Source organism: Corynebacterium sputi DSM 45148 (assembly GCF_000427865.1).
In the GTDB taxonomy this organism is placed as follows: Bacteria; Actinomycetota; Actinomycetes; order Mycobacteriales; family Mycobacteriaceae; genus Corynebacterium; species Corynebacterium sputi.
Window position 1 is genome coordinate 149,887 of the sequence record NZ_ATYV01000002.1, and the last position, 25,841, is coordinate 175,727.

A 25,841-nucleotide genomic window follows, 5' to 3' on the forward strand; every position below is an offset into this window, starting at 1 on the left:
GGGGCATGGATCCCCGCATCATCGATAAGGACACCGGAACTGAGCTCTGGACAGCCGCCCAGTGCGCCGAATACTCCGGGACCGCCCGCGGCACATTCACTAGCTACGCAGGCCGTGGGCGCGCCCCAGAACCGACCGCGAAGCTGCACGGTCTCACCTTGTGGAATTCCGACGAGGTGAAGAAGTGGGACGAGGAGCGAAGCGGAACGAAGCGGGCCTGACAGGCCCCTTCCCCCGCGCGGTCCGCAGGGAACGATTTCTGCGGGCAATGCGTTGTACTCCTTAGAGTGGTAACCACCTGTTACCTCGCACCCGACCTCTGAGAGGACCGTTCCAGCACATGGAAGCCCTTGTACTCATCGCACTGGTCGTCGCTGCTGCCGTAGTCGTTGTTCGACTGTCGCAGAACCGTCAGAACAAGGCGATTGAAGCCCATAAAACCAACGAGCTCGCCGATGCCACCGGTGATGCCCGACGCTGGATCGAACGTCTCGGTTCCCAGGTTTTGAGCATCTCCGGATCCGATACTGCCTCCACCCAGGCGATGGCCGATGCGTCCGAGCGCTACAACGCGGCGTCGTCGCAGATCTCCACTGCTGCCACCCCTGCACAGGCACGCCAGGCGAAGGAGTCCGCGCTCGAGGGCATGCACTACGTCGCGGCTGCCCGCGAAATCATGGGCATGCCTGCCGGCCCGTCGATCCCGCCGCTGGAAGGTCAGCGAGCAGCAGGCTCCGTCACGGAGAAGCGCACGATCGACTTCGAGGGTGAGCAGATCTCTGCCAGCCCGAATGCGTCCTCTGAGACCCCGCACTACTACCCCGGTGGTCGTGTGGCTGGCCGTCCGGTCCCGGCCGGCTGGTACTCCTCCCCGTGGTGGGCATCTGCCATGGCAACGGGTATGTGGACCATGACATCCATGATGATGTTCTCCATGATGTTCAGCGGTATGGCCGGAGTCGGCTACGGCGCAAACGAATTCGAGTCCGGCGCCGGTGATGGCACCGACGGTGGTGGCGACATGGGAGACGGTGGCGACGGCGGAGACATGGGCGATGCCGGTGACGGTGGCGACATGGGAGACGGCGGCGATATGGGCGGCGGAGATATGGGAGATGGCGGTGGCGGTCTCTTCGGTGGAGACGGCGGCGGCCTCTTCGGCGGTGGCGATGGCGGCGGATTCTTCGATGGATTCGACTTCTAGCGCGATCCCGCGAATGTAACCGCTTTTCGCTCCCAGAGCAGAAGCCCTGACGCCCGGGTAGCCAGTAATTTCTACTGGTCACCCGGGCGTCGTCAGCTCAGGGGGTGTGGCTATCGCGCGTTGGCACCAATAGATGCCAACGGAGCGAAAGAACTTCTTGCCGGCACCCAGGCATGAAGAAACCCCGACCAACGATCATCAATTCAGGTCGGGGTTGCATTAGGAGAGGACGTTCCTAAACGCCCTCGTACCGACGAGAACTACTCGCCCGGAACCGACGGGGCGATACCGGTGCGCTCGTAATCAGCGAGGATGTCGATACGACGCTGGTGACGCTCCTCTTCGCTCCACGGCTGGGAAACGAATGCATCGACGATGGCCTTAGCCTCATCCTCGGAGTGCATACGGCCACCGAGTCCAATGAGCTGAGCGTTGTTGTGCTCACGAGCGAGTTTGGCGGTCTCCGGGGACCAAGCCAAGGCACAGCGCGCACCCTTGACCTTGTTAGCGGCGATCTGCTCTCCGTTGCCGGACCCGCCGAGAACAATGCCGAGTGAACCCGGATCGTTCACGGTGCGGGAAGCAGCCTCGATGCAGAACGCGGGGTAATCGTCGAGAGCGTCATATTCATGAGCTCCGCAATCGACAACTTCGTGTCCGGATTCTTCCAGGTGGGCCTTGATCAGGTTCTTCATTTCGAAACCGGCGTGGTCCGCGCCGAGGTAAATACGCATAGTTCCGATCATACCGGGTGTGAACAGAACGGCATCTGGGACGGGGCTAAATTCGCTTTACGCCGCAAACAACTACCCTCACTACCCGACACTCTTTTTGTTTCGGCCGCGCCCCGCGCGTGCCCCTTCTCTCCAGGAGATTTGATGACTAGCCCATTCGAGAAGCCCAAAGAACCTATCCAACGGCAGCGCTGGTTCCCATGGGCGACTGCGCTGGTGGTTCTGATTATCGTCCTTGTCGTTTTCTGGAGAATAATCCTGTAACAGGGTCTCTCAGATGCCCCCGGGGGATGCGTTACCTAGGGAGATTAAGCGAAAATGGAGCCTGGACACTCACCACACCACGTGCGTCCAGACTCCGGACGCCTTCATTTCCCGAGAGGAGCCCATCATGGCTGACCGAACTTACACCCCAGATCCGCGCGAAGACGCCCGCCAGCAGGAGATTTCCCGCGAACTGGTGGAAGCTGGAAACGAGAACCGCGGAAGTATGGCGATCATGGTCGGCGGCACTGTCGTAATCCTCATCGTCGCGATCGCACTACTTTTCTACGTATTCATGTAGGGCAGAACTGGACTCCGGACGACAGCACAAGAGGACCTGACCATGGACCCCACCCCCACTAGTTCCGTCCCCGTGCTGTTCGCGCTCGCCTGTTCTCTCGTGCCAGTGCGGCACTTGCGACAGCAGCGCTGACCGGGTCGATGCTCGTCGCCTGCGGAGAAGACTCAAACCAAGACCCCTACGACAATGCGACAGCATGGTCGGCACCTGGCTCAAACGTCGACCTAATGGTCGCCGACAGCCTTCCAGGCCAGGACCCGGGCGAGAATTTCGTGGAAAGGGTTTGGTACCCGGTTCGCGACGGTGATGCAGACTCCGACCAGAACTGGGCTGATGTATACCTCCCCGAAGGGGACTTTGAGGCAGATTCCGTCCCGTTAGTCATTCTTGTCCACGGAGGCGCCTGGCACGGTGGTGCTCCAGGGGTTCGCAACATGGCGCAGGATCTCTCCCACCGTGGTGTCGCGGTGTACAACCTGGAGTACCGCGACATCGACGAAGGCGGCGGCTACCCCAAGACTTTCACTGACGTCGCCGACGCCCTCGACATCGTCCCCGAGCTCAATCAGCGCTTCCCCGAGATCTCTATCGACGACGAGACCGTGGTCGGACACAGCGCTGGCGCGCAGCTCGCGGCGTGGGCTGGCACCCGTAGCGACCTAGAGGGACATGAAGTCGGTGCCGATCCCCTCTTCACTCCGACACGCGTCGTGTCCCTGGCCGGTCCCCTCGATCTGGTCTGGGCCGCAGAGAACGGCGACGATAACATTGTGAAGGCGATGAAAGGCACTCCCTCTGATCTTCCAGAGGAATACGCCAGCATCGACCCGATCCAGAACATCAACCCTGAGGTTCCAGTTGTCGCGGTCCATGGCACGAAGGATGACCTGGTCCCTCCGCAGAACTCAGAGAACTACGTGGACGCAGTCACCGATGAAAACGGCGACGCCCATCTGGTCCTCCTTGACGGCGAAAGCCACGCCACGTTTATGTCGAGTTCGTCTGACCACTACGTGCAGGTCCTCGATCTGATCCACCATGTTGCGATTGCTCCCCGATCGGATCTGGAAGACGACTTGAACGGAGCAACCACCAGCGTCCAGCACTTCTTGGAACGCTAGACCCGTCTCCTGTCGTAGCTGCAACGATTAGACCCCAGACGACGTCGGATCTATTCCGTCCTCTGGGGTCTTTGGCTAACTGCGACCGCTCAAAAGAGAGCCGTCAGTCGGATAATTCGCTATTTCCCCTTTTTGATTTTTCGAACTCGTCGTCCCTGAACCACCGTGACGATGATCGTGCCCCAGCTGACGATCATGATGATCGCTGCAAGGTCCTCACTAATTTCGGTGACAGGGAGCGAACCGAAGAACGAAACCACCGAGATGATCAACCACATCCGGAACTTCTTTTTCGCCAACTCCAGTTCAGCGGGATCTGCGATGTTCGCCGCGGGAGGGACAACCATCGGTGAAGGAGGATTGAACGGTGCGGACATGATGTATGGATTGTCAGGTCGCGAATTGTTCGGATTGCCAGTGGCCTCCGGGGAGATCCGATAGGGATTATCTCCACGGTCTGTGTTTGTCGGCGTGCTTTCGCTAGGCGCAAACGATGGGACCGACTCCGGCTGCTTCCTTTCAACAGGAACAGTCGACGTCGACGACACCGGCTCCTTGGTGCCGTTCAGTTCAATTGCGTCTTCAATCAGCAGCCGAGCCTGGACGTTGTGATTATTCGATGAGATCTCCGCTTCGACCACGACAGTTTCAACCTCTTCCGGAACAGCCTCAGCAATCGACGCCAACTCTGTAGAAGCCCAGGTAGAGAAGTCATCACTCCGAACGACGCTGGTCTCATACCTCTGCGCGAGTTTCACTTTTCCGTCTTGTGCTTCAAGGTCATCGGTGACCAACACGTCGCAGCGCGATTTAGTGACTGCCTGCTTGTACTCAAGGCCCAACGATCCACACAGAGCCTCAAGTCGCTCTCCCTGTGGATAGAGATCTCCGTCCACAAAAGTTGATCCCTTGAAGGCGATTCGAGCTCCTGGCACAAGAACCGTTGTGGCATCTACGACGATGTTCAAGGCGCCAAGGTTGTTCGCCTCTTCTGGTGCGGCTTGCGCCACCGATATCGGGTCAGCAGACGCGGTGACCGGCTCAAGAGCTGCCGGCACCTTTTCTGGTCGAGCAGGAGGAGGAGCCACAACCTCAACGGGCTCGATTAGCTTTCCAGTGCTGGTGTACCACCCCTCGAAAGCCTCTTGAGAGATGATGGGCTTGCCATATTCACGAGCCTTACGCGCCTTGGTCGACATCGAAGCAACGTCAAGCGCGACCAACACGTCACATTGAGACTTCGAGACACCTGTCTTGTACACAAGCCCCTTATCTGCACAAATTTCCGTTAGTCGGTCATTATCCGCAGGCGCACCGAGCAGGTTGTCTCGACCTGTAAAAGCGACTCGGGTACCTGCGCTGAAGTGGGTGCTGACGTCGACTGCATCTGGATCGGACACCAGTGGAAGATTCGCCGACTTCATCACTGAAGCCTCGACTCGACCTGCTAGTTCAGTGTGTTCCACCTGGGTCCATGAACTCCTTTCAACAGCCCACGCCGAGAGTTTTTCAATGCAATTGACCCCGGACTTTTCATACTGAGGCTTCTCCTCGCCTCCCGAGATCGCCGCCCATGCGACGTCGGTGTCGGTCGCTCGACTGCGGTCCAACTGCATCGGTGACTTCGGGGCCCAATACGGGATAAACAGTGCTCCTCCGTCGATTCCGGCAGTCTCCGGGACTACTGTGCCGCGATCGAGAGCCAGTCGACCCTGTTGGTAGGCGCTGACCATCTCTTCGCACCGTCGAATGACGGTCGATCCGCTGGGTGCCACGCCAAGATCAGAAATGTCGTAGCCGACGCCTAATCCGACTGACAATCCCTTCTCCTGATGGCGAACAGCACGCTCCAACATCGCCAGCCGGTCTCCCACCACGATGCCGCCTGCCGCCTGACGAAGTAGCAGCGGCCAGAACTCACGAAGCGCCGGCGCCATCGCAAGTCCTCCAGCTGGCACATTATGGCTCCTGCCGAAGTCCCCGAGATCAGCCCTCGGATTAATCCAGGAACCGAAGTCCGCGATCTTCTGCCCATCGTGCAGGATGGTCACGTGGATTCTCGCCACGTGTTCACTAATCTTGAAATCAACGCCATCGAACGAAATGAATACGACGCGATTCGTCTGAAGCTTCGCACCGACATCACGTCGAACCCGACGAACCAAGTGGTTATTCGCCCTGACGTGCCGTTCTTCGATCGGAGCGCTAAGTCGCAGGTTTTCTAGGTCCACGGCTCGAGACAGCGCCACATAAAATTGACCGTCAGTAGTCGTGCCGCCGGTCAGGTCGATATAGCACTTCGGGATCGTCTTGCCTTGAGCCTTATGAATCGTGATCGCCCACGCCAGAATCACGGGGAACTGCGAAATTGAACCCACCGAAGCGCTGCCGAGAACTCCTTCGGTAACTACCGGGCTTTTCACATCCCAGGTGTGTCGGCTGACGGTTACGACTTCTCCGTTGGCGTCGATTCGGACTGTGATCTCGTCGTTGTCTGCTTGGATGATCTGCCCGAAGGATCCATTGACGTACCTGCCAGCCCCGTCGTTGGTCACCATCATGACCCTCGCACCGACTGCATATCTCAAGACCGATGAGCCGCCGAATTTCTCACTCTCACTCACGCCTTCGAATGTGGCTGCACTGGTGAAATGTGGAGTTGTCAGGCCGTCCAGACGGGAGTCATTGATCTTGTCAACTGTTCGTCGATAACTAGCTAGGGTGACCCAATCATCAGGAGGGGTAAAGCCGGACTCAACCCGACTGTTGAGAACGTCAACGGCTTGATCAGTCAGTGAGCCTTCCCGAATCGAGTTCAAAATGTCGATGAACTCGGTATTCGACTGTCGCCAGACCTTCGTCAGGCTGATTTCTGCGAGATCCAGGCTCTGGTAGCAGTGCGCTGAAAAGAAATACGGAGTTTCCCACGTGGTGCGGAAGATTTCGACTTCGCTATCAACCACCACTGGAGGCAGCTGAAGGAGATCTCCCACAAGGATCAGCTGCACACCGCCGAAGGGCTTAGTGCTATTTCGCGCTCGCCTCAGCGCAATATCCATCATGTCGAACAGGTCCGCCCGCACCATGGAAATTTCGTCGACGACCAGCTGACTGATGTTCTTTAGGACCTTGGCCGGAGCACCTTCTGCTCGCCACCTGCCGCCTTCCTTCACATCATCTGGATACATGCCCGGCCGGAAACCGAATGCCCGATGGATCGTGAATCCATCAACATTTAGGGCGGCCACTCCCGTCGGAGCGGTAACTAGAACCTTCTTGGACATGTGCTGGTTCAAGAACATCCTTAGGAGCGTGGACTTTCCCGTACCGGCTTTGCCAGTGATCAGTACGTTCTCGCCATCACCAATACGACGAAGAGCATCATCGAATTCTCCCGTGATCTGGATTTCCATGTAGCCGCTTCCCCTCTCGCCACGGAGCCTGTACCCCGACCGTGGCCAATCAATTTCAGAACAAACGTCTCTCACCTTAGGGAATAAATTTCAGACTCACGGTGCTTCAGGTAGATCCTCCCACCGGCACAACCCCCGCTGTGCCTGAAACGATCCCGCTAAACTGCGACTGATCTGCAAGAAGAGACGAACCATGACCGTCAGATGCAATGAATAGACCGACGGAGACGGATCATTCACAGTTGGAAGTGGACATCATCCGCCGCTATAGCGCGAGTGACTGACATTCCACATCTGGTTGACCACTTGACGACTGCCTCTCTAACAACAAGACCGACACGGTCCTAATGTCCGTGCCGGTCTTTGTGTGGTGACCCGCGAAAAGTCGGCGGGCGGGTCCTAATTAGTCGAACTGGGGGCTCTCCGTGCGCGAACGCTTGATCTCGAAGAAGTGCGGGTACTGCGCCAATCGCACCGAGGCGTCGAAGATCTCGCCGGCTTCTTCGCCGCGCGGGATGCGGGTGATGACCGGGCCGAAGAAGGCGGTCTCCCCCAGCTTCACAACGGGGGTACCTACGTCATCGCCGACGGCGTCGATGGCGCCCTGGTGGAAGGCGCGGAGCTTTCCGTCATAGGCGTCGGTGTGTGCTACCTCGAAGCGCTCGGCGGGAAGGCCGACTTCGGCGAGGGATTCGACGATGAGGTCGTCGTAAACAAACTCCGGCTCCACGCCTTCTCGGTTCACCGGTCCCTCGTTGTGAACCTTGGTGCCGAGGGTTGTGTAGAGCTCGTCGACCTTGTCAGCGCCGTCGAGGGTCGCCACTGCGGCGAAGACTCGGGCCGGGGCCCAGTTGGAGCGCATCTTCTCGGCGTACTCATCCGGCAGGTCGCGGCCGGCGTTGAGCACCGAGAGGCTCATCGGCTGCCAGTCGACATCAATGTCGCGGACCTTCTCCACTTCCTTAATCCACCGGGACGTGGCCCAGGCGAACGGGCAAGAGACATCGAACCAGAACGTGACCTTCTCAGACATGGCGTCCTTCCAACAGGTTGGCGTTAATTTCCATCCACCGTAGCGTCCTACCGATCCAGTCGCTTTTCTAGGAATTCAACCCAGGTTGAAGCATATGCCTCGTTCGGTCCGGCCTCGTGGTCCATGTCGATAACTGCTCCGGTCTCCAGATCGACGCAGTAGTTATTACCGGCGCCATCGGCGGTCACGGGCAGCCACGTCTTCTGGAAACCAGTCTCGACTGACTCGGACACCTCCAGCCACATGTCCCACACCGCTTGCATCTCCTTGACGGACAATAGCCAGCCGCCGAAAGCGTCGAAGGAGGCTTTGGAGTCTGTCGTGCCGTCGTGAAGCAGCACCGATTCTCGCACCTGGGCGGGAAGTTCCGCGCCAATGTGCGCTTCTAGAGACTCAACGGCCTCTTCATCGGCGGGGCCGTTCACCGATTCCTCAGGCAAGAGGTCCGTGATGCGGGTCCAGGTGGAGTGGATGAGGGAGGCGTCGTTAAGCGAGTCGTCCATGCACCCATCATGCAGAAACCTGGGTACTTCCGGGTCGCCGGTCGGGCCGACAGCGTAAAACTGTGTACGGAAGGCGTTTCGACAAAAGGAGTTACCGTGTCCTCGATCAACCTCACCCGCGACGAAGCCCGCGCCCGCGCGGCGCTTCTTGAAGTGACGCATTACGACGTCCACCTTGACGTCACCTCACCCGGACCCACTTTCCGCTCCACCACGACGGTGGAGTTGATCGCGAAGGAGTCCGGTGCGACCTTCATCGATCTGCGGGATGCGGACGTCCTCAGCGTCACGCTTGATGGTGTGGATGTGACCGAAGCTGCGAAGTACACCTCCGAGACTGGAGTGTCCTTTAATGTCTCCGCCGGCTCACACGTGCTGGTTGTCGACGCCGATTGCCGGTACACCACCACCGGCCAGGGTTTGCACCGCTTCGTGGACCCGGCCGATAACGAGACGTACCTGTACTCCCAGTTCGAGACTGCTGACGCCAAGCGCGTCTTCGCCTGCTTCGACCAGCCGGATCTGAAGGCGACGTACACCATGCGAGTGGTTGCCCCTGAGGGCTGGACCGTGGTGAGCAACTCCGGTGCCTCCGTCACCGAGAACTCCGCCGCTGAGGGCACCAGCACCTGGGCCTTCGAGGTCGCGGTTCCGCTGTCGACGTACCTCATCGCCTTCTGCATCGGCCCTTGGTACGGAGTGCATGACGAATGGCGAGGGGAGATCACCCGCCACCCGGAGACTCTCGAAGAACACCAGCCGGACGGCGAACTGGTCATCCCGTTGGCACTGTACTGCCGCAAATCCCTGGCTGAGCACATGGATACCGAGCGACTTTTCCAGGAGACGAAGGAGGGCTTCGACTACTACGCGGAGAACTTTGGCGAGCCCTACCCGTTCGGCAAGTACGACCAGATTTTCTGCCCGGAGTTCAATTTCGGCGCCATGGAGCACGCCGGTGCCGTGACCATCCGCGACGAGTACATCTTCCGGTCCCGCACCACCGGATACGTCTATGAGCGCCGCAATGACACAATCCTCCACGAGATGGCTCACATGTGGTTCGGCGATCTGGTGACTATGCAGTGGTGGGATGACCTGTGGCTCAATGAGTCTTTCGCTACGTGGACCGCTGCTGCCGCGCAGGTGGCCGTCTCTGAGTACAAGGAAGCTTGGACCACTTTCGCCAACGTGGAGAAGGCCTGGGCATACCAGCAGGACATGCTGCCTTCGACCCACCCAATCGCAGCAGATGCCGGTGACATCGACACTGTCGAGCAGAACTTCGACGGCATCACCTACGCCAAGGGTGCATCGGTGCTCAAGCAGTTGGTCGCCTACGTCGGTGAGGACGCTTTCCTCGCCGGTGCGCGCCTGCACTTCGCCCGACACCGTTTCGCCAACGCAACATTCGATGATCTGCTCTCAGCGATGAGTGAGACCTCCGGGCGTGACCTCTCCGGCTGGGCACAGCAGTGGTTGACCACCACAGGAGTGAACACCCTCGCCGCTGAATTCACAGTCGGCGACGACGGGACCTATGATTCCTTCGCGATCCGCCAGCATGGAGCACAGCCCGGCGTCGGTGACCTGCGTGACCACCGCATCGCCGTTGGCCTATACGAACGCACGGACTCCGGGGCCATTGAGCGGGTGCGTCGGGTGGAACTGGATATCTCCGGCGAACTCACCGAGGTCCCGGATCTGATCGGTGCCCGTGCCGCGGATCTGGTCCTGGCCAATGATGACGACCTGACGTACGCACTCCTGGAACTGGACCCCCGCTCGCTGGAGACTCTCATCACTGGCATCGCGAACATCACCGACCCGATGCCGCGCACCTTGGCGTGGTCCGCTGCCTGGCAGATGACCCGCGGTGGTCGCATGCGTGCCCGGGACTTTGTCCGCCTTGTCGCAGAGGGCGCCCCTACCGAGAATCAGATCTCGGTGCTCGAGCGCATCCTCGCGCAGGCAGTCCAGGCCGTCACGTCCTATGCGGATCCGGAGTGGTCGACGGCTGAAGGAATCAAGACGCTTTCCGACGCCCTCCTTTCCGCCGCCCGCACTTCCGCCCCCGGCTCAGACAACCAGCTGGCATTCATTAACTCGCTGGCGCAGCTGCCCCTGGCCCCTGAGGTCGCCGGCACTGAGCCTGCCGAGGTGTTCACCGCGATCCGCGCAGGGTCCCCGGACAGCGTCGGTCTAACGGGTCTGGCCGTCGACGCCGAGATGACCTGGAAGGCTCTGATCGCCCTGGTCGCCGCGGGTGTGGCGGCGGGAGATGGTGAGGAAGGGGACGTCGGGAAGCAGATTGACGAGGCGGAAGCCGAGGACAACTCCTCACAGGGCGCAGTCTCCGCGATCAAGGCACGCGCAGCAGTGCCGAACGCGACGGTGAAGGCGAAGACCTGGCAGGCCATGACCGGAACCGGCGAGGCCGCGCTGACCAACCTGCAACTGCGCCACATGATGGCCGGATTCCAGGCACCGGGATCCTCTGCACTTCTCGTTGCGGCCGGCTATACCGACCGGTTCTTCGACGAGGCCGCTGGCTGGTGGTCGGCATTCTCCTCCGACACCGCCGACCGCATGCTCGAGGGCCTGTACCCCATGTGGGACCTATCGGAAAGCGCCGTTGACGCAGCCCAGCGTGTACTCGACGACGAGGCAACCCCGAGCCCGGTTCGCCGAGTGCTCAGCGAAGGCCAGGACCGTGTACGGCGCGCCCTGACCGCGCAGGCATTCGACCGCACCTAAACCCAGAAAAGGAGATTCACCCCATGGCCCCGTTCAGCCCTCATGAGGTCCACCGTGCCACCCGCATCGCGATCGTGGGTGGTGGGCCACGGGGTATCTCCGTCATTGAACGCATCGGTGCGCTGTTGTCCTCCCGCCCGGACCGGACGCCGCTGGAGATCAACGTCATTGATCCCTGCCAGATCGGTGCCGGCACTGTCTGGCGGACTGACCAAACTCGTACCGTCCGCATGAACACTCTCGCTGGCGCTGTCACCATGTTCACCGAACCCGGCGCGACAGTGTCTGCCCCGGTGCGGCCGGGCCCAACTCTCTACGAGTGGGTCGAAATGCTGCGCCATAACGGCACACTCGTGAACCCCAGTCACATCGCAACCTTTGAGGCACATCCGGTGCACGAGGAGGTCCGGTGGACCTTCGCTGAGGAACTGGTCTCCACACGAATCGACTCGAACCCCTCACGGGCGCTCTACGGGGCTTACCTGCGATGGTGTTACCAAGTGGCGCAGACAGGGCTGCCGGACTTCGTGAAACTCGTTGAGCACCGCGAGAGGGCCGTCTCCATCGACGATGAGCTCGATGGAACCGACCGCATCACACTGTCCGATGGCACGTTCATCACGGCCCACTCCACTGTTCTCGCCACTGGCTGGGTGCAACCAGGGCCTGATGCTGACGAAAAGGAGTTGGCCGATGCAATAGAGAATTCCTCAGAGGAACTCACCTGGATCCGGCCGGGCAATCCAATTGATCAGGACCTCTCCTCGGTGCCGGACGGTGGAGATGTCCTCGTCCGGGGCTTTGGCATGGGTTTCTTCGACCTCACGGCATTGCTGACGATCGACCGTGGTGGTCGATTCGTGGCGGACCCGGCTGCGCGGTCCGGGCTGCGATACGAGGCGTCCGGGCGTGAGCCGCACCTGAAGGTTGCCTCCGGTCGCGGGTATCCCTTCCTGCCTAAGTCTGAGTACGGAGACTTGCCACCGACCTCCCCATTGCTGCGACTAAGAGCAGTGATCGACACCTTGTCAGTGACTGACGGCCCGATTGACGTGGGCACCCAAGTCTGGCCTGCCATCGCGCGGGATGCTCATGAGGCGTACTACCGAGCCATCGCACGGGCCCGGCCAAGGCAGGTCCATGCCCCGATTAGCGAAATCATCCGGATCCTGGACTCCACTGAGGTTCCTCCGGTCATCGGTACCGAACTCGATGACGCCCTCACCGGTGTGGTCGACCCCGAGCTGCTCTTCGACCTTCCGTCGATCGCACATCCGCTGGCCGGTGTCACCGAGACTCCGGAGGAGTTGCTGCGTCATATCGCCGATGGAGTCGCCAAGGACTTGGCGCACGCGCATTACGCCTATGACAGCCCGATCAAGGAAGGCCTATGGGCAATCGCGTCCTGTCGTAAACCGCTGGCGATCCTCTGCCAAGGTGGGCGGGCCACCGTTGAGTCCAGGCTCGGCATCTACGCACAGATCATGGCGCTGGGACAGATGGTTGGCTCCGGTCCGCCGTCATTCCGCAGCCGGGAACTACTGGCTCTCATCGATGCGGGTTTGGTGACCTTCATCGGGTCGGAGCCGAAGCTCACTGTCGAGGACGGCACCTTCTGCATCCGCTCGGCGACCACTGAAGACACTCCGTTCCGCTCAACAACGCTCATCGATGCGTGGATGCACTCTCCCGACATCAGGCGTCCAGCGCATCGAGACCTCACCGCGTCCCTTGGACCCAGGGTTCGCCCATTCGTGTGGTCGAACACGTCAGAGGCGGCCACCGGCCCTTTCACCACAGGTTCGCCAGAGGTGGACCCGGTCTCCCGACGGCTTGTCGGCGAGGACGGTGAGCCCGACAAACGAATCCATCTGGTGGGCATCCCCACCCACTCCCAGATGGCCGACACCACCATCAGCCCGATGCCAGGCACCGACCCGCTGATGCTTCGTGAAACCGACGCCGCCGCAGTCAGCGCCGTGTCGGTGGCGATGCGTACCGCCGCTGAGTGACCCCGTAGGCTGAGACCATGAGCAATGGGTACAGCGATTTCTACAACGAGGTCGGCCCGGACGTCTTCAATGACATGGTTCAGGGCTTCTACCGGCGCGTTCGCACCGACGACATCCTCGGCCCCATGTATCCGCAGGACGATTGGGAAGGCGCTGAGCGCCGACTCCTGATGTTCCTGGAGCAGTACTGGGGCGGCCCGAAAACCTTCAGCGAAGAGCGTGGCCACCCGCGCCTGCGGATGCGGCATTTCCCGTTCCACATCGACATGCATGCGCGTGACCGCTGGCTGGAATTGATGTCCGCCTCGCTGGAGGAGATCCCCTCCGACCGGTTGTCTGCCGACCACCGCACCGCCATTTGGAACCACATGGTCCAGGTCGCGGACATGCTGATCAACAAGCACGTATAGCGCCCAAGCGGGTGCCGGAGCTCCTACGTCGAACCGGACGCAGGATGCCCACTTACAGCGGGAGCACTCCCATGCCCGAGGACGAGTAGATCCCGCCGAATCGTCCATCAATCCGCGTCCACCGGCCACGGGTAGAGATCCGCACCGGCTCGGCGTCGCGGGGCTTTTCCGGAATGAATCCCAGCAGGCACAGCGCGAAAACCTGCCGCATGGAGATCTCCACCTGGCTGCCGTCCTCCTCGGAGACGGTCAGCACACTCTGATCAAGCAGGGAACCGGGAAGTCCCAGCGGGCCGGAATCCTCTCGCACGACAGACTGCGCCTGGCTCTCAATGTCGCGGAACACCGTCGCCGGAATTACATCAACCTGACGGAAGCCCGTCTCCGGGGGAAGAGCACCACGCCAGGACGAATCAGCAGGAAGGCCGGCAGTGATGGTGTGGACCGATGCTGGTGCACCACCTGCGACCCCAGTGACGTTCTTAAAGCCCACAGTAGCGTCAATAACACTACCGACCCGAAGCACCATCGAGTCGCGCTCAGGTGTCAGCGTCATCGAACGGCAGCCCAGTGGCCCAAATGGAGTAGTGACCCACACTCGGCTCAATGCCGGTGAGGCACCCTCGGCCTCATCCCCGGTGTGGCGGGGGCGGAAACGGAGGAGGGAGGCGTCGTCAAGCTTCTGAGCCTTGCGCGCTAGTACACCCAACTCACGCAGTGCGACGTCAGTTCCGGTCAGCGAGGCACTCACTAGTCAGAGCCTCCTGTGGAGCCGTTCTCCCCAGTATTATCGTCGCCTTCAGCGACCTCAATGAGTTCGTCGATCACATACGGAGCAAGCATCTTGCGGTTCGCTGCAGTCAACTCCGAGGGACGCTGCGTAGCTGAATCGACCACAACCATGACGGTCTTGACCTCCGCAGCAATGTCACCGCGCTGATCGCGGATTGTCTGGTTGAGGGTGTAAGAGGTGCGGCCGAGCCGAATGATTTCGGTGTCGACGATGACGTGAGTGGTGTCCGGGCGCAGCGGGCGCAGGAAATCGACGGACATCGTGCGAACCACGGACATCGGGAACTGCTGGCCTCCCAGTTCCTCCAGTCCCCAGCGGAAACGGGCGTCCTGGGCGTAGTCGAGATACTTCGTGTTGTTCACGTGCCCGTACTGGTCAAAGTCGGACCACCGGGTCGGCATGGTCACGGAGTATGGGCGGGTGTCATTCTCAACGCTCATGGTGTTCTTCCTCTACCTTTCTCGGCCGCTTGACCCCCGTGTGGATGCACGAAGGCCCGGCACATCAGAAACCTTCTCTGACTGTACCGGGGCTGGCGTCAACAGACACCGGACGGGCAAGCCCGCCAGTGCTTAACGGGAGAGCTTGCGGTGGGTGACGCGGGACGGACGTGCTGCGTCCGCGCCGAGGCGCTCAACCTTGTTCTTCTCATAATCGCCGAAGTTGCCCTCGAACCAGAACCACTGTCCCTCTGCCACATTGCCTTCCCAGGCAAGGATGTGGGTACAGGTGCGGTCCAGGAACCAACGGTCGTGGGAAATGACCACGGCGCAGCCCGGGAAGTTCTGCAGTGCGTTCTCCAGAGAGGAGAGCGTCTCCACGTCCAGGTCGTTAGTCGGCTCATCAAGCAGGATCAGGTTTCCGCCCTGCTTCAGGGTCAGCGCGAGGTTCAGACGGTTGCGCTCACCACCGGAGAGGACCTTCGACGGCTTCTGCTGGTCTGCACCCTTGAATCCAAATGCCGACAGGTAAGCGCGCGAGGGCATTTCGTTCTGACCGACGTGGATGTAATCCAGCCCATCAGAGACGACCTCCCACACGGTCTTCTCCGGGTCGATGTTCGCACGATTCTGGTCGACGTAGCTCAGCTGCACGGTCTGGCCAATGATGACCTCACCGGCGTCAGCCTCTTCCAGGCCAACGATGGTCTTGAACAGCGTCGACTTACCAACACCGTTCGGTCCGATCACACCGACGATGCCGTTGCGCGGGAGGGTGAAGGACAGGTCCTTGATGAGAACGCGGCCGTCAAAGCCCTTCTCCAGGCTCTTCACATCCACGACCTGATTACCCAGGCGCGGCGGAGTCGGGATTTGGATCTCTTCGAAGTCGAGCTTCTTGTACTTCTCGGCTTCTTCAACCATCGCGTCGTAGCGCTCGAGTCGAGCCTTGTTCTTGGCCTGACGTGCCTTCGCACCGGAGCGGACCCAGGCGAGCTCGTCCTTGAGTCGCTTCTGCAGCTTGGCGTCCTTCTTGCCGGCGACCTCAAGACGCTTGGACTTCTCCTCCAGGTAGGTGGAGTAGTTGCCCTCGTACGGGTACAGCTTTCCGCGGTCGACCTCACAGATCCAGCCTGCGACGTGGTCGAGGAAGTAACGATCGTGGGTCACGGCGAGGACGGCGCCCTTGTAATCCTTCAGGTGCTGCTCCAGCCACAGGACAGACTCGGCGTCCAGGTGGTTAGTGGGCTCATCGAGCAGCAGCAGATCCGGCTCGGAGAGAAGGAGCTTGGCCAGTGCAACGCGGCGGCGCTCACCACCGGAGAGGTGTGACACCATCTCGTCGGACGGCGGACAGCGCAGTGCCTCCATGGCCTGCTCGATCTTGGAGTCGATCTCCCACGCGTCAGCTGCGTCGAGGTCCTCCTGGAGCTTGCCCATTTCGTCCATGAGCTCATCGGTGTAGTTCGTCGCCATTTCTTCGGCGATTGCCTCGAAGCGCTGCTTCTTCTCGAAGATGCCACCGAGGCCCTCTTCCACGTTTCCGCGGACGGTCTTTTCCTCGTTGAGCTCCGGCTCCTGCATGAGGATTCCGACGGTGGCGCCCGGTTCCAGGTACGCCTCACCGTTGGACGGCTGGTCAACGCCTGCCATGATCTTCAGGATCGACGACTTACCGGCGCCGTTAGGTCCGACCACACCGATCTTGGCGCCCGGGTAGAACGCCATGGTGACGTTGTCCAGGATCACCTTGTCGCCGTGGGCCTTACGCACGTTCTTCATCTGGTAGATGAACTCAGCCATGCTGGTAATTACCCCTCTTTCGCAGTGACTTAATCCCCCGAAACCTTACGCACCCCTACCTGGAAGAACAACGTGAACACATCGCGTCACTCTCGGGACTGTTCGGCCTCTTCCAGTTCTCTCGTCAAGATGCGCTTCTTCAGCACCGACACAGAGCTACTCCACACCGTGCCAAGAGCCACTGCGCAGACGATGGCGATCATGATGACCGTGGTGTCGCCAATATGGATCCCTCGGATCAACAGCCCAATCATCGCGACGATCCCGACCACAGGTCCCACCCAGGACCAGGTCAGGGCCCGGCGCATTTGCTCGGTGTCCGTCGGATTGAACAATGGGCGGCTCATACTGGCTCCACTCGCATGTGGTTGTGATGCCATCCACGCTATCGACGCAGCGCACCGGTGGCAATGAAATAGAAGTGCTTTAAAGACGTTGCTTTACGACGTCCCCCTTTCCCAACGAAAGCCGAACTCCCATGTCTCACCTTCTCTTTGAGCCGATCTCGCTTCGCGGAATGACTGCGCGCAACCGCATTTGGGTCCCGCCGATGTGCCAGTACTCGGTCGAGAGCCTCGACGGAGTCGCCGGCCAATGGCACCAAGTCCACTACGGGTCCTTGGCTCGCGGTGGCGCCGGCGCTGTGATCGTGGAAGCCACCGGCGTGGTACCCGAAGGCAGGATCTCTGCAAAGGACCTCGGGCTGTGGAATGACGAGCAGCGCGACGCCCTCTCCCCCATCGTTGCCTTCATGAAGGACCAGGGCGCAGCCGCCGGTATCCAGTTAGCTCACGCAGGTCGCAAGGCCTCAAACTGGCCCGAATGGGGTACTGATAATGACGGCAGCATGAGCATCGCCGATGGTGGCTGGGAAACTCATGCTCCCTCAGCGATCCCCTTCCCTGGGATGATTGAACCGCGGGCACTAGAGGACTCCGAGATCGAAGGTCTCGTCCAGTCCTTCGCGGAGTCTGCCCGTCGAGCCATGGAGGCAGGATTCGATTTCGTCGAAATCCACGCCGCCCATGGCTACCTCCTGCATGAGTTCCTCTCGCCGTTGAGCAACGAGCGCACCGACAACTATGGCGGCTCCCCAGAAAACCGGGCACGTTTCCTTCTTGAGGTCCTCGACGCCGTCCGCGCCGAGGTCGGTGAGTCTGTGCCGGTACTGGTGCGGATCTCCGCCACGGACTGGACTGATGGAGGCTTAACTCTCGACGACACTGTGCAGATCAGCCGCTGGCTCCGAGAGCACTCCGCAGACCTGGTGGATGTCTCTACCGGCGCTAACGTTCCTGCCCAGATTCCGGTTGGACCGGGCTACCAGGTGCGATTCGCCGATGGCATCCGCAACCGGGCGGGGATTGCTACCGCAGCAGTCGGAATGATCAATGAGCCCTTCCAGGCCGAGCAGATCCTCGCTACCGGCCAGGCTGATGTGGTTCTCATCGGCCGCGAAATGCTGCGCGACCCGCACTTCCCGCTGCGGGCCGCTCAGGCATTGCGATACAAAGATTCAGCCACCATCACCCCGCCGCAGTACGGCCGGGCCTGGCGCTAAATCTCAGGCCAGCGCTTAGGACGCCTCCTTGCCGAGCCAATCGGGATCATTCGGGTCCTCGCCGGCCGGGCCCGTGCCTGACTCCGTCGTAGAGGCGGCATGGGCCAGGTCGGTGCGGTCCTCCACGTTCGCATCGGCGGAGTCCGGGGCTCCGGTCCCACCGAAATTCGGCTTGGCCTCGAACGGGGTCTTGGTCATGATGCCCTTGAACTTCCGCAGATCCGGCCCGACGGTGATCGCGTGAACCCGCAACTGCGAGCGGTTCTGCCCTTCGTCGGTCTTCCACTTGTTCTGGTCCAGGCGGCCGTAGACGATCACAGACATACCTTTGCCGAGCGTGAGGAGGGCGTTCTCCGCCAACTTTCCCCAGCAGGACACGTCGACGAACGTCGTGGGACCGGAGTCCCACTCGCCAGCGAAGTTTCGCATGCGCTTGGATGAGGCGACGGAGAGCTGCACCATATAGGCCGGCTCGCCATCCTCTTTGTAGCTCCGCTTCGTCGGGTCCTTGGTCAAGTTCCCCACGATGATCAACGTTGAATCAGACATGGTGGTATCCCCCTTGGTGAGTGTCTGGTGACATCCGACTCCGCGTCCGAGCACGTCGCCCGGGGAGCCGTTGGCGGCAACACTGCCCGCCCTACCCACCGAGCGAGCCTGCCCGAGCCATGAAACAACCCCCGGCTGTGGACAGATTTCCAACCGGGGAAAACCGGTGGAAGGGGCTGTGGGGCCGGGGGTTGTGGAGGGGGACGTCGGGAAGCGGTTATTTACGCTTTCTACGCTTTTCTGCAGGTCCAACGGGGTCGCCGAGCGACACCCGGTGCCCGTCATCGACGACCCCGGTGTAGTACTCCGACTGCACATTGCTCGAACGTCCCTCGGCCATGCCCTGAAGCATCGCGTTGTAGTCGTTGAGCTCCTGGTCGTGGTCGCGATCGGCCTTACGGTCGTAGCGCTTGGCCTCCTTCGCATCAGAGCGACGCCACTGCACAAACAGCGCTGCGGTGACCATGTACAGCGGGATCTCACCGACTGCCCAGGCGATGGCACCACCGGTGTTCTGGTCCGCCAGCAGATCCACCGCCCACGGCAGGGAGAGATCTCCGTAGTAGTCCGGGGCGATGACCGTACCGGTCTGCATCAGAGCCACACCGAAGAATGCGTGGAACGGCAGAGAGACCATCAGGACCAAGAGTCGGAGGGACTCGGGAGTGTGGTTCGGAGCGGCATCGACACCCACGATCACCCAGTAGAACAGATAACCGGAGATGAGGAAGTGCACGTTCATGAACAGGTGCCCGATGTGCTCCTCGGCCATCCACGCGTAGAGGCTGGTCATGTAGAGCAGGTAGAAACCAGCAACGAACTGGACCGTTGCGACGATCGGGTGCGTAAGGAACTTCGATACCGGGTTGTTGATGAACACCGCGAGCCATTCGCGAACGCCCGGCAACCCATCCCGGCCCGCCGGCTTCAGAGCGCGGAAAGCCAGCGTCACCGGTCCACCGAGAACCAGCATCACCGGGATGGCCATGGAGTACATCATGTGCGCCAGCATGTGCACGCTGAACTGCGCCGGCATGTAGACGCCCAGCGCCGACGATGAGGTGAACAGCAGCATCACGCAACCGGACAGCCACCAGATGGTGTTCGACAGCGGCCACTGGCCGCCCTTCTTCTTCTCCAAGTACAGCCAGTACAAGTATACCGAGGCCAACGCGATGGCGATCGTGCCGAAGAACAGGTCGAAGCGCCAAACGGTGAACATCGCCTCCCATCCAAACGGGATGTCCAGGTTGTAGCCCAGTCGCGCCTGCATCTGGGTCATCTCTGGCAGTTCGCCACCGCCACCGGCCTGATCCTGGAACTGCGGCGGCGGAGGGGTCCGGCCAAGCGCGACTGCAACGCCGATGGTGGCAGCCATGATGAGGATTTCCACCACTGCAAAGCGACGGAACATGCTTCCCGACGGATCCTCATCCAACTTCGGCAACGTCACCTTTCGGTGGATATAGCCAATGAGACCAAGGATGACGATGGCGATGATCTTCACCAGAATCAATCGGCCGTAATTGCTAGTGAACAGATCACCGAAGCTGATGGTGATCCAGGTGTTGACCACGCCGGACAGGCTCAGCGCGATGAACGACACCAGGGCAACGAAGCTGTAGCGACGGGAGACCTCCCGCAGGAAGTCACCCTTTCGTCGGGCGTGCCCGAGCAACGCCATCAAACCGCCAACCCAAAACAGGGTGAAGGCGAAGTGGAAGATCATCGAGTTGGTGCCGACATCGTGATTACCGCCAGAGGCGTTGTGGCTCACCGATGCCAGCGCGACAACCGACAGCAGCACCAGTGCGAAAAACACTGGCTGCCAGACCCAGCGATTGCTCATCAGGGCGAAGAGACCAGTCACCAGGCCCATCACACCAATGAGCAGCCAAGCAGGTGATTCACCGACCTGCTCCAGGGACATCGACCAATAGGCCGGCTGGAGCGTCGTCGCCAAGGGCTGGCCGGAGACATCCGACAACGTCATCGGGATCTGCAGCAGTGCGATCAGGCCCCAGCAGATCGCCGCCCATCCACCGACTCTCGACGCAGCCCAACCATCAAGGCTCAGCGAACCATCCTTGCGAGCCTTCGTGCCGAACGCGGCGAGCATGAACGAACCAGTCGCCAGGGCTGCGAGGACCTCACCGCCGGACTTCGCCAGCGGCATTCCCACGGTCGTCACCAGACCCGGATCCGAGATACCCAGGGCCGCACGTGACTCCTGGTTGAACAGAAGCGACAGTGCGCCGGCAACTACTCCTGCAACAACGGCAAAGACGACGTACCACCCCGTAGTCCGCTTCACTCCGCGCTTCTTCTTCGGGGCGGAGGGCGAAGTCGAGGAGGTGGAGTCGGTCGAACCGGAGGGGTTGTCGGCGGCGTCCGAAAGCTCTGTCTGCGCAGCACTCATACCGATCAGGGTAGCCCTCTGCACCTGTTTTTCTATCTCAGGTGGCTAGAGGGTTAGAATCACTGCGGTCTACCGATCGAGCGGAGGCGTATCCGTCCGATTCAGTGTGTCCATGCCTCCGTAGCTCAGTGGATTAGAGCAGCCGGCTTCTACCCGGTTGGTCGAGGGTTCGAATCCTTCCGGGGGCGCAATTGGGAGTGTCCCCACTAGCCCGGTCTTAACCAGGTTGGTGGGGGCAGTCTTCTTCTCTCAGGAGACCAGCTCAGTGAACTGGGCGGAAGCATCCACTCGCCGAATCGCATCGACAACAGCGTGGCGCCACCGGATCATTTCATCGGGGTGCGTGAGAACTCCATCGGCCGACAATGCCTCAATCACTCCGATGAACCCCTGACATCCTGTCCAACCATCACCATGGCCGACGTACACCATGGTCCGGAAATTCTGCGCCACTTTATTTCCGTAGGTGTAAACGCTATCCCAGCCGCCGCTTTCCGCCTGCTGGATATCAACTGTGTAGGTCCGCTTCATCACACCGTGTGCTTCGAGCGGGATACTGCGGACGATCATGTCTCGAACCGTTTCTGCGCTGGCTGACGCAGTAGAAAACCCCACGTTAGTGTCCATCTGTTCCTGCCCGCGTTGGTGCTTGCCGCGTTGGAACACATGCTGGTTCGCTTTCGCACTGACCGAATCCATCATTTTTCCCCAGAGTATTGCACCCCCGATAAACACAGCGAGAATTGGAATGTAGCCCGGTGTCGAAAAGAGGAATTCCATGGAAGTGCCTTTCCGGGATAACTGGCGATGACTGGCGATTAGTTTCACATGCTAAACAATCGCCAAATATCCAGACAGCCCCGATAAGTAGTGCCCCCGCAGACTACAAATAGCCTCATATATTCGGCTATTTAATTAAAGTTTTCAGAACCCACTGGTTTTTGTGGACCGGGCTGCGCCATCGGCCCTCGGGTCTGCCTCCGCAGTGACCACACCGTCCTTGATGTGGAGGGCGCTTAACCCGCTGGTAGATCCCCCGCCGTCATTTTCGTGATAGGCACCATTGCGTCCGGTGGCTCCGTAGTTCGGTGCGTCAATGGCGGACCTCAGAGACTTCTCCTGATCCACAACACCAACGATCGTCTTGATGACGTAGGACGGAATCGACCCGCCGCCGGGAGTTCCCAGTGCCATCACTGGTTCGCCGTTACCGAAAACAATCAACGGTGTCATCGTGGTTTTCGGTCGCACACCAGGGGCTCGCTGGTTCATTGCTTTGGCCGAAGAGCTGAAGTTCTTCAGCGAATTATTTAGGAAGTAGCCGTCCTGCACTTCCCTGGTTCCGAAGTGCTGATGCAGCGTCGAGGTCACGCTTGCGATGCTGCCGCGAACGTCTCTGACGGTGATCTGCGAGGTCCCCTCCTCCGGATTGGGCAGATAGTTCCCTGCCATTCCGAACAGCGGGTTTGGTTCGATAGTGCCGATGGACGAATCGCGGTCAATCCGCGAGGCCTGCTCCATCAGGTGATCCTGATTGATGACCAACGAGTTCACGTAGGCCTCTGAAAAAGTTGGATCGACGGCCGGGTCCTGCATCCAGGTATTGCCGTTGGCCAACGCCAAGCGCTCGGCCTCGGTGACGAGGTGCGCCACAGTGTCCTCAGACTCGCCCTCCAATTCGACATGGTCGAGGATTCCAAGCGCCTCCCCAACGATCATCATTCCGGTGCCGGTAGACCCGGACCCGCACACGTCGTGTCCGCGATAACCGACGCAGAGCGCGTCTTCAGACTCAATACGATCGGAAATGTCGAGTCCGCGGAGATACCCCGCGTAGTCCGGATTGGTCAGAGTGTCACCAGCGTCCGGCAACTGCCCTGACTCAGCTTCTGGCCAAGGCAATTCGTCCAGTCCCGCCTGGCGTCGTTCCAGGGCGCTTGCCAACCGCGAACTCGTCGTAAAGCCCTGCTCGGCTAGTTCAATTGCAGGAGCGAGGACTTCCTCGAAGACTAAGGCTCCAAAGTCACTGTGGATGGTGGCCATGAGCACGGGCGTCTGTGGAATCCCAGTCAACGTGCCGCCTGCATCATCGGACGGAGCCTTGACGACTCCGTCCCATGATCTGAGGTCCCCCGTTGTTGCGTCGTAGTAGACGGCGACTGCGCCGCCTCCAGGACCGGAAGATTGGGGCTCGGTCAATCCGAGGGTGAACTGCGCAGCCACAGCAGCATCAGCGGCGGTTCCGCCCTCTGCCAGGATTCGGCATGCGACGAACGATGCGTAGGGATCTGGAGTGACGACCAACGCGTCTTCTACAGTGCCCTCCGCCGACAAAGCGCCGGTGACCCCGACCGGACCGCTGCACGACGCTTCATTTCCCAGCGTCCGATGGACCGTTTCACTTACCGAGGTCGTGCAGGACACCAACAGCGCAGAAACCGTCGCCACGGCCAAAGACATCAGCGTGGGGCGGAATCTTTTCACCGGGCTCTCCCTGCGGCAGTACGTAACGACGGTGTCCACACAAGAAACCTCACGGCCCTGCACCGGAACACTATCCAGGGCTCACAAATCATTACTGTTTTATAGAGAAGTTATCGTACACCGCTGTACCCCTTCGGACTTCACATAGCGAACGCGACGGTCAGCGGTTGACCTGCATCTCGCTTCCGTCAGCCGGATTGAGCTCGTCCACGTGTCCCTTCTCCGGTCCCTGCTGCTCCATCAGAGCCCAGAACTCGTCATTGAGACTGTCGATTTCCTCAGGCGAAGTCCGCGGATCCGCGGTCACCGCGACCCATGCCTCGACCATGGCGTCCGCGTAGTTGTGTCCGTATCCCTCCGGTACCGCTGCGGCACCGGATAGATCTGCGGTGACCTGCCAGAACGTCACCCAAGGCAGCCAACTGAGGTTATCCATGCGCCCTGGGGCCACCGGCTCCTCGAGCCAGTCCGGAGTCGAATACAGCAAGGCCGGCGACCACCAGACGACCGGATCCGTCGGGTGCTGCACGTACATCACCCGGAACTCAGTTCCCCACTGCGGATCTTCGGCGCGGACCATAATGTCGTCTGCGTCGATCGCGAAGCGGATGCCGGAGGCCTCCGGCTGCTCTGGGCGGTACTCGGGGCTGCCATCAACGCGCTCTTCGATGAACCAACGGCGTACCTCATTGCCTTGGGGTGGGCCGATGAGGAGCATGCCGTCGGGAAGCACGCCTGCAGGCCACATGCTCATCAAACCTGATTCGGCGCCCTGGGTGCCCAGCGATTCGCCGTAGATATACAACTCCGGCCGCTCGTCTTCGGGGATCTCCATCCACCACTGCGAAATCGCGGTGACCAGTTCCCTACTCGGGCCCTCCGCGACATTGCGATCCAGAACCACACTCAATGCACTGGGCAAAACGCCATACTGGGCTGAGGCGATGGCGGTGTCGCCGTCGTAGAGCAGCTCGAATGCCTGCGCCGCGACCGGATTCGCCCAGCCGGTACCTGTTACCGGCATGATCAGCACCGCTTCACGAGAAGCCGCATCAGTACGGACCAGTTCGTCGACAATCAGGTCGACGCGCTCCTCCATCGTGTCGCCATTGCCAAGGCCCGCGTACAAACGAATCGGCTCGGTCGCAGGGCGGCCGGTGACCTCTTCGAGCTGCGCTGCGGTCCTACCGTCAGCAACGAAACGAGAACCCTCGTAGCCCAGACCATCCCACGAGATTGCCGAACCAGGGCCCGCTGCACGCTCGGACACCTCCGGAGGCCAGATGTCCTGGCGGTAGGAATCATTGCGCTCTACGAAATAGCGCTCAGCGAGGGTCACTCCCACATAGGGCACAACGTTGCCGGCAATTAGCACAAGCGCCAGAATCACGCTGACCCAGGAGACCACCGACTTCGTCCCAGAACTCAGCGGGGTGTGCTCGAGCAGCTCGGTAATTTGGTACGCCCACAGATTCATCACGCGGAACGCCATGACCAGGCCAAGCCACACCAACAAGGTCACCGGAATTGTGCCCAGGAAATGCCATGGCCCCGGAGGTGCCATGTCGAGCTCGCGAGCCTGTTCGCGCTGCTGACTGACAGAGCCCAAAACCGACAACGCCACCACCACGACGAGCAGCAGCATCGCTCCTGCTTGGGTCCACGCCGCCGCCTGATGGTGCCGCGTCCAATTCGGGGCCTTTGCCGCAACTCCGAAGAGCAACTCACTGATCTGCTTGCCCCATCGAGACATGATCGCTGTCCACAACATGTGCAGGCCAATGCCGAGCATGTAGCCAGCAACGGCGACAACTCCGGCGACCAACCCCTGAATAATCCACGTGCGTGGAAGCAGCGACGGGGAGTACGCCGTCGGGACCACGATGGCGGCGACGATGAGCCCCCAGGTGTCGTAGGCCGTGAGGAGCTTCGGCTTCTCGTTCTCCTCGCGGTTGACGGTAGTGGTCTCTGACATGGCCACAATTGTGCCGTATCAGTGCACTACACTCGGGCCTCGGCAGCACTTTCGATACGTCTCCG

The 25,841-nt window shown here is 60.5% G+C and carries 21 protein-coding genes and 1 tRNA gene; 9 read left to right on the plus strand and 13 right to left on the minus strand.

Translation table 11 applies throughout. The features are described 5' to 3' along the window. Window positions 1-5: 5 nt before the first annotated feature. Together YWU_RS0101775 and YWU_RS14570 are read left to right on the plus strand one after the other, a co-directional pair. Window positions 6-221: a hypothetical protein gene (locus YWU_RS0101775; RefSeq protein WP_027019123.1), complete on the plus strand. Its 216-nt coding sequence runs from the start codon at window positions 6-8 to the stop codon at window positions 219-221. Between the two features lie 119 nt (window positions 222-340). Continuing rightward, window positions 341-1,204, plus strand: a complete 864-nt coding sequence (locus YWU_RS14570; protein WP_051259893.1) for a hypothetical protein — start codon at window positions 341-343, stop codon at window positions 1,202-1,204. A 260-nt stretch (window positions 1,205-1,464) separates the two neighbouring features. On the opposite strand, the gene YWU_RS0101795 is transcribed toward YWU_RS14570, so the two are convergent. After that, window positions 1,465-1,938 carry a ribose-5-phosphate isomerase gene (locus tag YWU_RS0101795; RefSeq protein ID WP_027019125.1) on the minus strand — a complete coding sequence of 158 codons (474 nt, stop codon included), beginning with the start codon at window positions 1,936-1,938 and terminating at the stop codon, window positions 1,465-1,467. 391 nt (window positions 1,939-2,329) lie between these two features. Here YWU_RS0101795 and YWU_RS18065 point away from each other — a divergent pair, with 391 nt between their 5' ends. Together YWU_RS18065 and YWU_RS14575 are read left to right on the plus strand one after the other, a co-directional pair. After that, window positions 2,330-2,503 carry a hypothetical protein gene (locus YWU_RS18065; protein ID WP_156892668.1) on the plus strand — a complete coding sequence of 58 codons (174 nt, stop codon included), beginning with the start codon at window positions 2,330-2,332 and terminating at the stop codon, window positions 2,501-2,503. Window positions 2,504-2,730: 227 nt separating this feature from the next. Further along, a complete protein-coding gene (locus tag YWU_RS14575) occupies window positions 2,731-3,624 on the plus strand; it encodes an alpha/beta hydrolase family protein (protein ID WP_051259913.1) in 894 nt (297 codons plus the stop codon). A gap of 119 nt (window positions 3,625-3,743) precedes the next feature. Here the strand turns inward: YWU_RS14575 and YWU_RS0101815 are convergent, their stop codons facing one another. From YWU_RS0101815 to YWU_RS0101825, 3 genes are all read right to left on the minus strand, one after another. After that, complete coding sequence (locus tag YWU_RS0101815; protein ID WP_027019126.1) at window positions 3,744-7,037, minus strand: DEAD/DEAH box helicase; 3,294 nt, start codon at window positions 7,035-7,037, stop codon at window positions 3,744-3,746. Between the two features lie 403 nt (window positions 7,038-7,440). Next, on the minus strand, window positions 7,441-8,070 hold the full coding sequence (locus YWU_RS0101820) for a DsbA family protein (RefSeq protein WP_027019127.1): 630 nt from the start codon (window positions 8,068-8,070) through the stop codon (window positions 7,441-7,443). Window positions 8,071-8,117: 47 nt separating this feature from the next. Continuing rightward, the gene (locus YWU_RS0101825; protein ID WP_027019128.1) at window positions 8,118-8,573 is read right to left on the minus strand and encodes an SMI1/KNR4 family protein; all 456 of its coding nucleotides are present in this window, start codon (window positions 8,571-8,573) and stop codon (window positions 8,118-8,120) included. A gap of 96 nt (window positions 8,574-8,669) precedes the next feature. Between YWU_RS0101825 and pepN the strand changes: the two genes are divergently transcribed. Genes pepN through YWU_RS0101840 form a run of 3 tightly spaced genes read left to right on the plus strand, consistent with a single transcriptional unit; the run spans window position 8,670 to window position 13,752 of the window. Further along, the gene (gene pepN, locus YWU_RS0101830) at window positions 8,670-11,330 is read left to right on the plus strand and encodes an aminopeptidase N (RefSeq protein ID WP_027019129.1); all 2,661 of its coding nucleotides are present in this window, start codon (window positions 8,670-8,672) and stop codon (window positions 11,328-11,330) included. Between the two features lie 23 nt (window positions 11,331-11,353). Then, complete coding sequence (locus tag YWU_RS0101835; protein WP_051259894.1) at window positions 11,354-13,342, plus strand: FAD/NAD(P)-binding protein; 1,989 nt, start codon at window positions 11,354-11,356, stop codon at window positions 13,340-13,342. A gap of 17 nt (window positions 13,343-13,359) precedes the next feature. Then, window positions 13,360-13,752, plus strand: coding sequence for a globin (locus YWU_RS0101840; protein ID WP_027019131.1), 393 nt, complete (start codon window positions 13,360-13,362; stop codon window positions 13,750-13,752). Between the two features lie 52 nt (window positions 13,753-13,804). On the opposite strand, the gene YWU_RS0101845 is transcribed toward YWU_RS0101840, so the two are convergent. The 4 genes from YWU_RS0101845 to YWU_RS0101860 form a co-directional block, all read right to left on the minus strand. Then, entirely contained in the window at window positions 13,805-14,503 is a 699-nt protein-coding gene (locus tag YWU_RS0101845) for a DUF8185 domain-containing protein (protein WP_027019132.1), read from the minus strand. Beyond that, complete coding sequence (locus YWU_RS14580) at window positions 14,503-14,985, minus strand: acyl-CoA thioesterase (RefSeq protein WP_051259895.1); 483 nt, start codon at window positions 14,983-14,985, stop codon at window positions 14,503-14,505. The genes YWU_RS0101845 and YWU_RS14580 overlap by 1 nt, the downstream gene beginning before the upstream one ends. 132 nt (window positions 14,986-15,117) lie before the next feature. After that, complete coding sequence (gene ettA, locus YWU_RS0101855; protein WP_027019133.1) at window positions 15,118-16,788, minus strand: energy-dependent translational throttle protein EttA; 1,671 nt, start codon at window positions 16,786-16,788, stop codon at window positions 15,118-15,120. A gap of 86 nt (window positions 16,789-16,874) precedes the next feature. Next, window positions 16,875-17,135, minus strand: coding sequence for a hypothetical protein (locus YWU_RS0101860; protein WP_027019134.1), 261 nt, complete (start codon window positions 17,133-17,135; stop codon window positions 16,875-16,877). Between the two features lie 131 nt (window positions 17,136-17,266). Between YWU_RS0101860 and YWU_RS0101865 the strand changes: the two genes are divergently transcribed. Beyond that, entirely contained in the window at window positions 17,267-18,349 is a 1,083-nt protein-coding gene (locus YWU_RS0101865) for an NADH:flavin oxidoreductase/NADH oxidase (RefSeq protein WP_027019135.1), read from the plus strand. 15 nt (window positions 18,350-18,364) lie between these two features. Here YWU_RS0101865 and YWU_RS18310 read toward each other — a convergent pair whose 3' ends face one another. Both YWU_RS18310 and YWU_RS14590 read right to left on the minus strand, forming a co-directional pair. After that, window positions 18,365-18,898, minus strand: a complete 534-nt coding sequence (locus YWU_RS18310) for a single-stranded DNA-binding protein (protein ID WP_051259896.1) — start codon at window positions 18,896-18,898, stop codon at window positions 18,365-18,367. Window positions 18,899-19,115: 217 nt separating this feature from the next. Then, window positions 19,116-21,317 carry a bifunctional copper resistance protein CopD/cytochrome c oxidase assembly protein gene (locus YWU_RS14590; RefSeq protein WP_051259897.1) on the minus strand — a complete coding sequence of 734 codons (2,202 nt, stop codon included), beginning with the start codon at window positions 21,315-21,317 and terminating at the stop codon, window positions 19,116-19,118. Between the two features lie 114 nt (window positions 21,318-21,431). Here YWU_RS14590 and YWU_RS0101880 point away from each other — a divergent pair. Continuing rightward, window positions 21,432-21,505: transfer RNA gene (locus YWU_RS0101880), tRNA-Arg, on the plus strand. 61 nt (window positions 21,506-21,566) lie between these two features. On the opposite strand, the gene YWU_RS0101885 is transcribed toward YWU_RS0101880, so the two are convergent. The 3 genes from YWU_RS0101885 to YWU_RS14595 form a co-directional block, all read right to left on the minus strand. Then, window positions 21,567-22,097, minus strand: coding sequence for a hypothetical protein (locus YWU_RS0101885; protein ID WP_027019136.1), 531 nt, complete (start codon window positions 22,095-22,097; stop codon window positions 21,567-21,569). A 144-nt stretch (window positions 22,098-22,241) separates the two neighbouring features. Then, the gene (locus YWU_RS0101890) at window positions 22,242-23,840 is read right to left on the minus strand and encodes a gamma-glutamyltransferase (RefSeq protein WP_156892669.1); all 1,599 of its coding nucleotides are present in this window, start codon (window positions 23,838-23,840) and stop codon (window positions 22,242-22,244) included. Between the two features lie 121 nt (window positions 23,841-23,961). After that, the gene (locus YWU_RS14595; protein ID WP_156892670.1) at window positions 23,962-25,776 is read right to left on the minus strand and encodes an alpha/beta-hydrolase family protein; all 1,815 of its coding nucleotides are present in this window, start codon (window positions 25,774-25,776) and stop codon (window positions 23,962-23,964) included. Between the last annotated feature and the right edge of the window lie 65 nt (window positions 25,777-25,841).